Annotated in this window: 12 protein-coding genes; all 12 read left to right on the forward strand. The window is 68.0% G+C overall.

Going from position 1 to position 11655, the window contains the following annotated elements:
• Positions 1 to 1262, forward strand: a 1262-nt coding sequence (locus tag ACI48D_RS22990) for a murein hydrolase activator EnvC family protein (RefSeq protein ID WP_435573559.1), incomplete at its 5' end; no start/stop codon positions are given.
• Positions 1263 to 1270: 8 nt separating this feature from the next.
• Complete coding sequence (locus ACI48D_RS22995) at positions 1271 to 2773, forward strand: S41 family peptidase (protein ID WP_435573560.1); 1503 nt, start codon at positions 1271 to 1273, stop codon at positions 2771 to 2773.
• A 20-nt stretch (positions 2774 to 2793) separates the two neighbouring features.
• Entirely contained in the window at positions 2794 to 3546 is a 753-nt protein-coding gene (locus ACI48D_RS23000; protein WP_435573597.1) for a HesA/MoeB/ThiF family protein, read from the forward strand.
• Positions 3547 to 3672: 126 nt separating this feature from the next.
• Positions 3673 to 4128: a type II secretion system major pseudopilin GspG gene (gene gspG / locus ACI48D_RS23005; RefSeq protein ID WP_435573561.1), complete on the forward strand. Its 456-nt coding sequence runs from the start codon at positions 3673 to 3675 to the stop codon at positions 4126 to 4128.
• A 39-nt stretch (positions 4129 to 4167) separates the two neighbouring features.
• A complete protein-coding gene (locus ACI48D_RS23010) occupies positions 4168 to 4662 on the forward strand; it encodes a GspH/FimT family pseudopilin (protein ID WP_435573562.1) in 495 nt (164 codons plus the stop codon).
• An 8-nt stretch (positions 4663 to 4670) separates the two neighbouring features.
• Entirely contained in the window at positions 4671 to 5048 is a 378-nt protein-coding gene (gspI, locus tag ACI48D_RS23015; protein ID WP_435573563.1) for a type II secretion system minor pseudopilin GspI, read from the forward strand.
• On the forward strand, positions 5045 to 5713 hold the full coding sequence (locus tag ACI48D_RS23020) for a PulJ/GspJ family protein (protein WP_435573564.1): 669 nt from the start codon (positions 5045 to 5047) through the stop codon (positions 5711 to 5713). Before gspI ends, ACI48D_RS23020 begins: the two co-directional genes overlap by 4 nt.
• Positions 5710 to 6759, forward strand: coding sequence for a type II secretion system minor pseudopilin GspK (gene gspK, locus ACI48D_RS23025; protein ID WP_435573565.1), 1050 nt, complete (start codon positions 5710 to 5712; stop codon positions 6757 to 6759). Before ACI48D_RS23020 ends, gspK begins: the two co-directional genes overlap by 4 nt.
• A 31-nt stretch (positions 6760 to 6790) precedes the next feature.
• Positions 6791 to 8002: a type II secretion system protein GspL gene (gspL, locus tag ACI48D_RS23030; protein WP_435573566.1), complete on the forward strand. Its 1212-nt coding sequence runs from the start codon at positions 6791 to 6793 to the stop codon at positions 8000 to 8002.
• Positions 7999 to 8517 (forward strand): type II secretion system protein GspM, encoded by a 519-nt coding sequence (gspM, locus tag ACI48D_RS23035; RefSeq protein ID WP_435573567.1) that lies wholly within the window; start codon positions 7999 to 8001, stop codon positions 8515 to 8517. Before gspL ends, gspM begins: the two co-directional genes overlap by 4 nt.
• Positions 8514 to 9287, forward strand: a complete 774-nt coding sequence (gspN, locus tag ACI48D_RS23040; RefSeq protein ID WP_435573568.1) for a type II secretion system protein N — start codon at positions 8514 to 8516, stop codon at positions 9285 to 9287. Before gspM ends, gspN begins: the two co-directional genes overlap by 4 nt.
• Positions 9287 to 11647 carry a type II secretion system secretin GspD gene (gene gspD, locus ACI48D_RS23045; protein WP_435573598.1) on the forward strand — a complete coding sequence of 787 codons (2361 nt, stop codon included), beginning with the start codon at positions 9287 to 9289 and terminating at the stop codon, positions 11645 to 11647. Before gspN ends, gspD begins: the two co-directional genes overlap by 1 nt.
• Positions 11648 to 11655 lie beyond the last annotated feature (8 nt).

The raw sequence follows: 11655 nt of genomic DNA on the forward strand, positions 1-11655 counted from the left end.
ACATCAGCCGCACCGAGAGCGAAAAGGACGACGCGGCCGACGAGCTGGCCGAGTCGGAAGAGGCGATCTCGAACGCCAACCGGGCGCTGCGCGAACTGGGCGGCGAGCAGGCCGCGACCAACGCCAAGCTGCAAGACTTGGGCACCCAGCAGGAGCGCCTGGCCCAGACTATCGCCGCCCAGAAGCGGCAGCTGGCCAAGCTGTTGCGCGAACAATATGTCGCCGGCAACGAAGACCGCATCAAGCTGCTGCTGTCGGGCGACAACCCGAACCGCATCAACCGCGACCTGCAGATGATGGCCTACGTGTCGCAGGCCCAGGCCAAGCTGCTGACTTCGCTGCGCGACAATCTGGCGGCGGTCGAGGCGAACCAGGCCGAGACCCAGAACGCCAAGGACGAACTCGAAGAAATCGCCCAGGAGCAGCGCGACCAGAAGACGCTGCTGGAAAAGGAAAAGGCCAGGCACGCCTCGCTGCTGGCCAACCTGTCGAGCAAGCTGGTGGTCCAGCGCAAGCAAGCCAGTAAGCTGGAGCAGGACGAACAGCGCATGAGCGGCCTGGTCGACCGCCTGACGCGCCTGATCCGCGAGCAGGAAATCGCCGCCGCGGCCGAACGCAAGCGCCAGCAGGAACTGGCCGCCGCGCGCGCCAAGGCCGCGGCCGAAGCGAAGGCGCGCGCGCTGGCGCATGCAAAACAACAGCAGGCCGAGCGTGAGCGCCTGGCGCGCGAAGCGGCAAAGCATGGCAAGCCGTACAAACCGCCGGCGCCCGTGAAGGAAGAGCCGCAGGTGGCCCAGGAGCCGGCCGAAACGAAGCCAGCGCCGTCGAGGTCCGCCGACACCGCGCTCGCCGCCGACCTCCCGAGCGGCGCCTTCGAGAGCCTGCGCGGCCGCCTGGCGGCGCCGATCTCAGGCACCGTCGCCGCCCGCTTCGGCGCCAAGCGTGCCGACGGCCCGGTATGGCGCGGCATGTTCATCAAGGCGCCGGAAGGCACCGACGTGCGCGCGGTCGGTCCGGGCCGGGTCGTGTATGCCAAGTGGATGCGCGGCTGGGGCAACATGATCATCGTCAACCACGGCGGCGAATACCTGTCGATCTACGGGTTCAACGAAACCCTGCTGAAACACGAGGGCGATTCGGTCAAGGCCGGCGACGTCATTGCGAGCGCGGGCAGCACCGGCGGCCATGGAGAATCGGGGCTATACTTCGAACTCAGGCATCTGGGCAAACCGATCGATCCGGCCGGCTGGGTCAAATTCTAGGAACAGCGATGGGCAACAAACTCAAGAACCTCGGCCTGGTCGGCCTCGGCATGGTCGCCGGCGTGGCGGCCTCGGTCCAGTTCTCGGCGATGGCGCAGAAGGGCGGCGGCGTCCAGGCGGTCGACGCGCCGCTGCCGCTGGACGAGCTGCGCCAGCTGGCCGACGTGTATGGCCTGATCAAGAGCGACTACGTGGAGAAGGTAGCGGACAAGAAGCTGCTGTCGGACGCGATCGCCGGCATGGTGTCCTCGCTCGACCCGCACTCGGTCTACCTCGACGAAAAGGACTTCGCCGAGATGCGCGAATCGGTGCAGGGCAAGTTCGTCGGGATCGGCGTCGAGGTGGCGATGGAAGACGGCTACGTCAAGATCGTCTCGCCGATCGAGGACACGCCCGCGTTCCGCGCCGGCATCAAGGCCGGCGACCTGATCACCCGCGTCGACAACGTGCCCGTCAAGGGCCTGAGCCTGGACGAGGCGATTTCCCGCATGCGCGGCGAACCGCACAGCAAGGTGATGCTGACCATCGCCCGGCGCGGCGCCGACACCCCGTGGGTGGTGCCGGTCGAACGCGAAGAGATCCGCGTGGCGAGCGTCAAGGCCAAGCTGGTCGAGCCCGGCTATGCCTGGTTGCGGATCAGCCAGTTCCAGGAAGAGACCGTCGACGAGCTGGCCGGCAAGGTCAAGGAACTGTACGCCCAGAACCCCAACATCAAGGGCCTGGTACTGGACCTGCGCAACGATCCGGGCGGCCTGCTGCCCAGCGCGATCGGCGTATCCGCCGCCTTCCTGCCGCAGAACGACGCGATCGTCAGTACCCGCGGCCAGTTGGCGGAATCGAACGCCACCTTCTACGGACGGCGCGATTTCTATGCCCGTCCCGGCACCGATCCGCTGGCGAAACTGCCGGCGGCGCTGAAGACGGTGCCGATGGTGGTGCTGGTGAATACCGGCTCGGCCTCGGCCTCCGAGATCGTGGCCGGCGCCCTGCAGGACTACAAGCGCGCCATCGTGATGGGCAGCCAGACCTTCGGCAAGGGCTCGGTGCAGACCCTGCGCCAGCTGACCGAGAACACCGCGGTGAAACTCACCACGGCGCGCTACTACACGCCGAAAGGGCGCTCGATCCAGGCGCTCGGCATCGTGCCCGACTTGAAAGTCGACGAGACGCCGGAAGGCGACGGCCTGAACGCGCTGCGCGTGCGCGAGGCCGACCTCGACCGCCACCTGTCGAACGAGGGCGAGACCAAAACAATCGGCAAGAACGGCGCGCTCAGCGCCAAGCGTGACGAGCTCGAAGAGGAGCAACGCGCGCTGGCCATCCTGAAGAGCGGCAAGGCGCCCGAGTTCGGCGGCAAGGACGACTTCCAGCTGGCCCAGGCCATCAATCACTTCAAGGGCTTGCCCGTCAAGCTGGCCAAGGCCGACCCGCTCGACGACGCACCGGCCCCGGCCAAGCTGCCGGGTACCGAGCAGAAGCTGCCCGAAGTGAAGGGCAGCCCGAAGAAGTGAGCCTGCACGGAACCGACGGCATGAACGACCGGCAGTTGCTGCGCTATTCGCGCCATATCCTGCTCGACGAGGTCGGCATCGAAGGGCAGCAGCGGGTACTGGGCGCGCGCGTGCTGGTCATCGGCGCCGGCGGCCTCGGTTCGCCGGCCGCGCTCTACCTGGCCGCCAGCGGCGCCGGCCGCATTACCCTGGTCGACGACGACGAGGTCGATCTCACCAACCTGCAGCGCCAGGTCATGCACACCACCGCCCGGGTCGGCCAGCCTAAGGTCGAGTCCGGTCGCGAAGCGTTGATCCAGATCAATCCCGAGATCGAGGTCGTAGCCCTGCGCGAGCGCGCTGCCGGCGAGCGCCTGCGGGAACTTGTGGCCGACAGCGATGTCGTACTCGACTGCAGCGACAACTTCGCCACCCGCCAGGCCGTCAACCGCGCCTGCGTGCTGGCTGCCGTGCCGCTGGTGGCCGGCGCCGTGATCCGCTTCGACGGCCAGGTCTCGGTGTTCGACGTGCGCGACGCAGCCTCCCCCTGCTACGCCTGCCTGTTTCCCGAGGACAGCCGGTTCGAGGACGTGGCCTGCAGCACCATGGGCGTGTTCGCGCCGCTGGTCGGCGTGATCGGCGCCGTGCAGGCGGCCGAGGCCCTCAAGATGCTGGCCGGCTGCGGGCGTCCGCTGGTCGGGCGCCTCCTGATGCTCGACGGCCGCGGCATGGAGTGGACCGAAGTGCAAGTCGGGCGCAATCCTTGCTGCCCGGTCTGCCGCGAACGCGCGTAGCCATCCCGACAAGCAGTGCGCCGCCGTTTCTCCTGACTTACAATTGGAAAGTCTCCCGGATGACGGTTTAACGTCATTCGGCCTTATACTAGTTCGATTCTTCCGACCATCAACCATCATTATTCTATGCAGAACATTACGCATCGCATGTCGCAGCGGCGCCGCCAGAGCGGTTTCACCCTCGTCGAAATCATGGTCGTCGTGGTCATCATCGGCATCCTCGGCATGCTGGTCGTGCCCAAGCTGCTCGGTCGTACCGGCGAGGCGCGCGTCACCGCCGCCAGGACCGACATCGCGACCCTGATGCAGGCGCTCAAGCTGTACAAGCTGGACAACCAGCGTTACCCGACCACCGAACAGGGCCTGCAGGCGCTGGTCCAGAAGCCGACCACCGGCCCGGCCGCGAACGGCTGGAAAGAGGGCGGCTACGTCGAGAAGCTGCCGAAGGACCCTTGGGGCAATAATTACCAGTACCTGCAGCCGGGCCTGCATGGCGAGGTCGACGTGTTCTCGCTGGGCGCGGACGGCCAGCCGGGCGGCACCGGCGAGGATGCCGACGTCGGTTCCTGGGAAGGTAAATAAGCAGTCTGTAAATAAGCAGTCTGAGGAGAACGTATCCCGATGACCAAGCACGTGCGCGGACGGCCTGCCCGTCCCGCTCCGACAGCTGGCTTCACCCTGGTGGAGATCATGGTCGTGATGGTCATCATCGGCATCACGCTGGGCCTCGTCTCGCTCAACGCGATCCCGAGCCCGCGCCAGGACCTGCAAACCGAGGCCCAGCGCCTGACCCTGCTGCTGCAGCTGGCGCGCGACGAGGCGATCGTGCGCAACCGCCCGGTCACCTTCGAGGCCACGCCCGAGCGCTACCACTTCCTGGTCCGCAACGAAACGCGCTGGAACCTGATCACCGGCGACGACCTGCTGCGCGAGCGCGAGTTCAAGAACGGCCCGCTGACCCTGCTGCTGGATCCGGCCAGCGCCGGTACCGTCAACCCGCTGCGCATCACCTTCGGCCGCGAACCGGTCGACAAGCCCTTCGTCCTGATCCTGGCCACCGGCGGCAACCGCGTCGCCATCCGGGCCGACGGCGTCGGGCACTTCACGGTCGAATGAACCCCGCCATGAAGACCTCCCGCTCCCGTGGTTTTACCCTGCTCGAAGTGCTGGTGGCCCTGGTCATCGTCGGCACCGCCCTCGGCGCCGGCCTGCGCGCGGTCGGCAGCCTGACCGCCAACAGCAGCGGCCTGCGGACCTCGATGATGGCGACCTGGTCGGCCGAGAACCGCCTCGTGCAAATTCGCCTCGGCAAGGAATTTCCGGAAATTGGCAAGCGCGGCTTCGACTGCCCGCAGGGCGACCTTCACCTGGTCTGCCAGGAAGAAGTGATCGCCAGCCCGAACCCGCGTTTGCGCCGCGTCGAAGTCTCGGTGTTCGACATCGAAAACCCGAACCGGCGTATCGTCAAGCTGGTCCAACTCGTGCTGAGGCCGCGTCTATGAAACGACTACGGCCACATGGTTTTACCCTGGTCGAGCTGCTGGTGGCGATCAGCATCCTCGCCATCGTGGCCGTGCTCGGCTGGCGCGGGCTGGACGGCATCATCCGCGCGCGCGTGGCGCTGACGAACCAGATGGAAACCACGCGCGGCATGCAGCTGGCCTTTGCCCAGATGCAGAGCGACTGCGAGCATATCGCCGGACGCGACGTGCTCGAGCGCCGTCCTTATCTGCTGACGGGCACCGACCGTTTCACGATGATCCGCGAGGTGTTCACCGAAAACCAGCCGTCGCGGCTGCAGGTGGTGGCCTACCGCATCGTCGACGGCACCTTGGTGCGGCGCGAGTCGCCGGCCGTGCGCGACCTGGCCCAGCTCGACGGGCTGTGGCAGGCAGCGGTCAGCGACACCGACACCAGCGGCGCGGTCACGCTGCAGGCCGGGGTGGCCGGGATGCAGGTGCTGACCTGGGAAAACCACGCTTGGCGCCAGGCCACTAGCGCCGCCTCCGCGGGCAATGCGGCAGCCGCCGCGGCCCTCAACGGCACGCCGCCGGCCCAGCAGGACCAGAATACCGTGCCGCTGCCGCCGACCGGCATGCAGGTGGCGCTGCAGGCACAGGGACAGCAAGTACCGATGACCAAGTCTTTCCTGCTGGGGGAACCATGAGACGGCCACGACTGCGGGGCATGCGCGAGCGCGGCGTCGCCGTCATCACCGCGCTGTTGCTGACCACGCTGGCGATCTCGATCGTCGCCAGCCTGTTCTGGCAGCAGCAGGTGCAGGTGCGCTCGATGGAAAACCAGCGCCTGCACCTGCAAACCAAGTGGATCCTGCGCGGCGCCCTCGACTGGGCCAGCCTGGTGCTGTTCCAGGACGGCCTCGACCATCGCGACTACACTTCCCTCGACCAGGTCTGGGCCACCCCGCTGGCGGAAACCCGGCTCGACCAGTACATCGAGCGCGAACGGGTCGAAGGAGAAAATTTCGATGCGACGTTGTCCGGCAACATAATCGACGCCTGCTCGCGTTACAATCTTCGCAATCTTGCTGACAAGGGGCAGGCGAACCCGGAGCAGATGGAAGTGTTCGGCCGCCTGCTGCGCAACCTGCAGATGGACCAGCAGCTGGCGGGGCGCGTGGCCGCCTTCGTGGCGGCCGGCCAGCCGCTGGAGGCGGTGACACCGGAGGGAGGGGCGCCGAATCCTGACGGCACCAATCCGCCGCCGGCCAATCCGCCGGTCAATCCGCCGCCCGTGACGCCGCCGCGCGCCGCGCGCAGCAGCGTGGCCGGTTCGCCGATGAAGTTCCTGGCGGTGGACGACCTGCTGACGGTGCCGGGCTTCACGCCGGCGATGGTCGAGCGCCTGCGGCCGTTCGTGATCGTGCTGCCGGACGTGACGGAGGTAAATGTCAACACCGCGCCGGCCGAAGTGCTGGCGGCGCTGATGCCGAACATGTCGGTGTCGGAAGCGAATTCGCTGGTCGTGCGGCGGCAGCGCGCGGCCTGGAGAGACATAAAATACTTTTCGACGGAAATCGGAGATAGCCGGCCGATCACGCCGGGCGCGGCGGGCGTGAGAAGCGACTGGTTCCTGGTGAACAGCCGGATCCGCCTGGACCGCGCCGCCCTGGATGCCGAGGCGCTGATCCACCGCTTCCCGACCCTGATTGCCGGAGGCGGCACCCAGGTGGTGTGGATCCGCCAGTACTAAAAGATCAAGAAGATCAAGAAAGAGAGACGGTTTGACTACACTCTACATCCGGCATCCCGCCCGCGCTGAAGGCGAACACGCGCTGAGCCGCTTCGCGCTCGTGAGCGACAGCGGCGTCATCGAACAGACCGGCGAAGGCCCGCTGCGCAACCTGGGCGACCTGGTCGGTGCCAGCCGCCGGGTCGTGCTGCTGCTGGCCGGCGCCGACGTCAGCCTGCTGCAGGTCGCGGCACCGCCCCTGACCGGCGCGCGTCTGAAGGCCGCGCTGCCCGGCCTGGTCGAAGAACACATCCTGGGCGACCCGGCCGACCACGTGCTGGTGGCCGCGCCCCAGCAGCCCGACGACACCCGCCCGATCGCCGTGGTCGACCGCGACTGGCTGGAAGCGATCGTGCGCAGCCTGCTGGCCCAGGGTGCCCGCTCGGTGGCCGCGGTGCCGGCCCAGCTGTGCCTGCCGCTGCAGCCGGGCAGCGTCTCGGCCGCCATCCAGGGCAACGAGCTGACCCTGCGCCAGGGCCTGTTCCAGGGCTTCGGCTTGGCGCTCGATGCCGTCCCGGCGGTCGTGCTGCAGACCGCGCGCGCCTTCAGCGGCGACGCCCCGCTGGTGCTGTACGTGCCGCAGGGGCAACTGGGCGAATACCAGGCCCTTGCGCTCGATGCCGGCCCCGGCATCACGTTCGAAACCGATGACTGGGCGCACTGGATCGCCGGCTCGAAGAGCACCACGCTCGACCTGGTGAGCGGCCTGGGCGCCGCCGGCAGCCAGCCGCGCGACTGGCGCCGCTGGCGCTGGCCGCTGCGCCTGATCCTGCTGGCGGTGGCGGTCAACCTGATCGGCCTGAACGTCGAGTGGCTGCGCCTGCGCCGCGAAGCCGAGACCGTGCGCCAGTCGATGACCCAGACCTTCCGCTCGGTGTACCCGAACCAGACCACGATCCTCGATCCGATCGCCCAGATGCGCCAGAACATCGCGCGTGCCCGCGCCAGCACCGGCGAAGTGGCGCCCGACGAATTCACCTACATGGCGGCGGCGTTCGGCGAAGCGATGCGTGCACTCCCACGCCAACCCGGCATTGCATCAATCGAATACCGCGAACACGCGCTGTCGGTCAAAGTCAAACCCGGAACTGTCGACCCCGGTTTGACGGGGCAGCTGCGCACCGCCCTGGCCGCGCGCAACATGGGCCTCGACGAGGCCGCACCGGGCAGCTGGGTGATCCGCAGCACAGGAGCCAAGCCATGAGTCTAGCCACCACCATCGCCCAGTACCGCGAGCGCGCCAATGCGCTCTGGCTCGGGCGCACCGAACAGGAGCGGCGTTTCCTGAGCGTCGGCGGCGCCGTCGTGCTGCTGGCGCTGCTCTACCTGATCCTGGTCGACCCGGCCGTCGAGGGTCGCGCCCAGCTGCGCCGCTCGCTGCCGCAGCTGCGCCAGCAGGCCGCCGAGCTGCAGGCCATGGCCCAGGAAGCGGGCAACCTGGGGCGCGCGCCGGTTACCCAGGTCACGCCGCTCACCCGCGAAACCGTCAGCACCAGCCTCAGCGGCCGTGGCCTGACGCCGCAATCGCTGTCGATGACCGGCGAGTACATCAAGCTGCAACTGAATAACGTGTCGTTCGCCAACCTGGCGACCTGGCTCGACGAGCAGCGCCGCGCCAACCGCGTGCTGGTGCAGGACGCCGTCGTCACCGCCTTGCCGACGGCCGGCCAGGTCGATGCCAGCCTGACGCTGCGCCAGAATACCGGCGCCGCCCAATGAAACGGGCCTTGCTGTGGATCGGACTGAGCGCGCTTGCCGTCGCCGTCACGGTCCTGGTGTTCCTGCCGGCTGCCTGGCTGGGGCCGATAGTCGAGCGCCAGACCGGCGGGCGTTTGACTCTGGGAGATGCGCAGGGTACGCTGTGGCGCGGCTCAGCCTTCGTGGGCGGCGCGCCGGGCGAGGGCGGATCGGTCACCCCGCTGCTGCCGGGCCGGTTCAGCTGGCGGCTGTCGCCGCTGGTGCTGTTCGGCCAGGTGAGCATGGGCCTGGCCAACGAACGGGCGCTGGCGCAACCGGTGCGGATCACCGGCAGCTGGTCGCAATGGCAGGTCAGCGCCGGCGAACTGCTGCTGCCGGCCGAAGGCCTGGCCGGGCTGGGCGCGCCGCTGAACACGCTGGCGCCGTCCGGCGTGATCAAGCTGTCGTGGAACTTGCTGGACATCGCGCGCCAGGGCCAGACGGTGGCCGTGCAGGGGCGCACGGTGCTGTCGCTGACTGACATGGGATCGCGCATGAGCCCGGTCAAGCCGCTGGGCAGTTATGAGATGGCGATGGATTGGCGCGGACAGCAGGCCGACCTGAGCTTGCGCACCGTCCGTGGCGCGCTCTTGCTCTCCGGGAGTGGTACCCTGCAAAATGGCCGGCTCCGCTTTTCGGGCCAGGCCCAAGCGGCCGAAGGATATGAAGATACGCTGGGCAACCTGCTCAACCTGCTGGGCCAGCGCCGAATGGTGAACGGCAAGAACATAATCGCACTCGAGTTCAGATGATGAAAAAAAATCCGCAAACCCCGGCGCTGCGCCGCCTCGCCGCCAACGTCATGCTGTGCTGTGCCGTCCTCGGAGCGGTTCCGCCCATGCCCGCCCTGGCCCAGGAAGGAGGGGGCGCCGCCCTCAACTTCGTCAACGCCGACATCGAGTCGGTGATCAAGGCGGTCGGCCACTACACCGGCATGACCTTCATCATCGACCCGCGTGTGAAGGGCACGCTGACGCTGGTCTCGGAGCGCACCCTGAGCAAGGCCCAGGCCTTCTCCCTGCTGACTTCGGCACTGCGCCTGCAGGGCTACGCGGTGGTCACCGGCGACGGCTACGCGAAAGTGGTGCCGGAAGCAGAAGCCAAGCTGCAGTCCTCGCCGACCCAGGTCGGGGTCGGCGGTTCGCGCGCGCACGGCGACCAGGTCGCGACCCAGGTCTACCGCCTGCAGCACGAATCGGCGGCCAACCTGACGGCCGTGCTGCGTCCGCTGATCTCGCCGAACAATTCGATCATGGCCGACCCGGGCAACAACAGCCTGGTGATCACCGACTACGCCGACAACCTGCGCCGCCTGTCGAAGATCATCGCCGCGCTCGACGCCCCATCCACGGGCGACCTCGACGTGGTCCCGATCCGCAACGGCATCGCCAGCGACGTCGCGACCCTGGTCACGCGCCTGATGGAGCCGAGCCCGGGCGGCGATGCCGGCCGCGTCACCGTGCTGGCCGATGCGCGCACCAACTCCGTCATCGTGCGCGCGCCCTCGGCGGCGCGCGCGAACATGGCGAAAAGCCTGATCGCCAAGCTCGACCAGCCGACCGCGGAACTCGGCAATATTCACGTGGTCTACCTGAAGAACGCCGACGCCAGCAAGGTGGCCCAGACCCTGCGCGCGGTGGTCTCGCAGGATGCCTCGGCGGTACCGGTGCAGCAGCAGGGCACCTCGGGCGGCTCGATCCAGGCCGGCACGGGCGGTACCGGTGCCGGCGGAGCTGGCGGGCTCGGCGGTCAGCAGGGCCAGCAGAGCAGCGTCGGCATGGGCGGCACCGGCAACACCTTCGCCCAGCAGAGCCAGGCCACGGCAGCCGGCGGCGGCGGCGGCCAGGGTTCCGGCTACATCCAGGCCGACGCCTCGACCAACAGCCTGATCATCACCGCGCCGGATGCGGTCTACCGCAACCTGCGCTCCGTCATCGACCAGCTCGACGTGCGCCGCGCCCAGGTCTACATCGAGGCCCTGGTGGTCGAAGTGACCTCGACCAAGGCGTCCGAATTCGGCGTGCAGTGGGTCGGCCTGTCCGGCGACGACGGCAGCAAGTACCGCGTCGGCGGCGTGCAGTCCTTCGCGAGCGGCACGAGCAACAACATCATCAACCTGGCGGCGGCAGCGGCCGGCGGCGTGGGGGGCGGCACCGGCACCGGCGCCACCGGCGGCACCGGCAGCGGCCTGCCTTCGATCAGCGGCCTGTCGATCGGCCTGTTCCGCCAGATCAATGGCAAGCTGGGCCTGGGCGCGATCGCCCATGCCCTTGAAAACGACGGCAACGCCAACATCTTATCAACGCCGAACATGATCACGCTCGATAACGAGCTGGCAACGATCAAGGTCGGCCAAAACATACCGATCATCACCGGTTCCTTCACGACGGGCGCGAGCGGGGCAAGCAACCCGTTCCAGACGGTCGACCGCAAGGACGTCGGCCTGCTGCTGAAGGTGCGCCCGCAGATTTCCGAAGGCGGCACGATCAAGCTGTCGATCTACCACGAGAATTCGGGGATCGACAATTCCGTCTCGACCACGTCGGGACTGGTGACCACGGTCCGCGCGATCGAAAGCAACGTGCTGGCCGACGATGGCCAGATCATCGTACTCGGTGGCCTGATCTCGGATGACGAAGGCCACAACCAAGAGAAAGTCCGTGGCCTGGGCGACATCCCGGTCATTGGCAACCTGTTCAAGTACCAGACGCGCAGCCGCGTCAAACGCAACCTGATGGTCTTCCTGCGCCCCGTGGTGGTGCGCAGCAAGGAACAGAACACCAGCATCTCGATGGACCGTTACGAGCTCATGCGTGCTACCGGCGCCAACAGCCAGCCGGTCGACGACTCCATCCTGCTGCGCAACCTCGGTGCGCCGATGTTGCCCCCGTTAACCAATGGCCAGCCGCCCGCGGGCGGTGCGATGGCCACGATGCCGCCGCCGGCGCCCGTCGCGCCGCGCCCGGGTGCCGCCACGGGCCCGGGTACCAGCCAGCCGGCTCAGCCGGGCCAGCGCGCTCAGCCGCGGAATGAACCGGAATTCCGGCCGGTGCAGCCGCCCCAGCCGGCGCAGCCGGGTGATTACCGGCCGGCATCGCCGACTCAGAACTGATTGACTAC

It is taken from the genome of Massilia sp. LXY-6, assembly GCF_051233485.1.
Classification (GTDB): Bacteria; Pseudomonadota; Gammaproteobacteria; order Burkholderiales; family Burkholderiaceae_D; genus Telluria.

Excerpts from the sequence above, each read along its gene's own strand:
- gspG (WP_435573561.1), top strand. The coding sequence starts at position 3,673 with ATGCAGAACATTACGCATCGCATGTCGCAGCGGCGCCGCCAGAGCGGT.
- gspM (WP_435573567.1), top strand. The coding sequence starts at position 7,999 with ATGAGTCTAGCCACCACCATCGCCCAGTACCGCGAGCGCGCCAATGCG.
- gspK (WP_435573565.1), top strand. The coding sequence starts at position 5,710 with ATGAGACGGCCACGACTGCGGGGCATGCGCGAGCGCGGCGTCGCCGTC.
- ACI48D_RS23010 (WP_435573562.1), top strand. The coding sequence starts at position 4,168 with ATGACCAAGCACGTGCGCGGACGGCCTGCCCGTCCCGCTCCGACAGCT.
- gspN (WP_435573568.1), top strand. The coding sequence starts at position 8,514 with ATGAAACGGGCCTTGCTGTGGATCGGACTGAGCGCGCTTGCCGTCGCC.
- ACI48D_RS23000 (WP_435573597.1), top strand. The coding sequence starts at position 2,794 with ATGAACGACCGGCAGTTGCTGCGCTATTCGCGCCATATCCTGCTCGAC.
- ACI48D_RS23020 (WP_435573564.1), top strand. The coding sequence starts at position 5,045 with ATGAAACGACTACGGCCACATGGTTTTACCCTGGTCGAGCTGCTGGTG.
- ACI48D_RS22995 (WP_435573560.1), top strand. The coding sequence starts at position 1,271 with ATGGGCAACAAACTCAAGAACCTCGGCCTGGTCGGCCTCGGCATGGTC.
- gspD (WP_435573598.1), top strand. The coding sequence starts at position 9,287 with ATGAAAAAAAATCCGCAAACCCCGGCGCTGCGCCGCCTCGCCGCCAAC.
- gspI (WP_435573563.1), top strand. The coding sequence starts at position 4,671 with ATGAAGACCTCCCGCTCCCGTGGTTTTACCCTGCTCGAAGTGCTGGTG.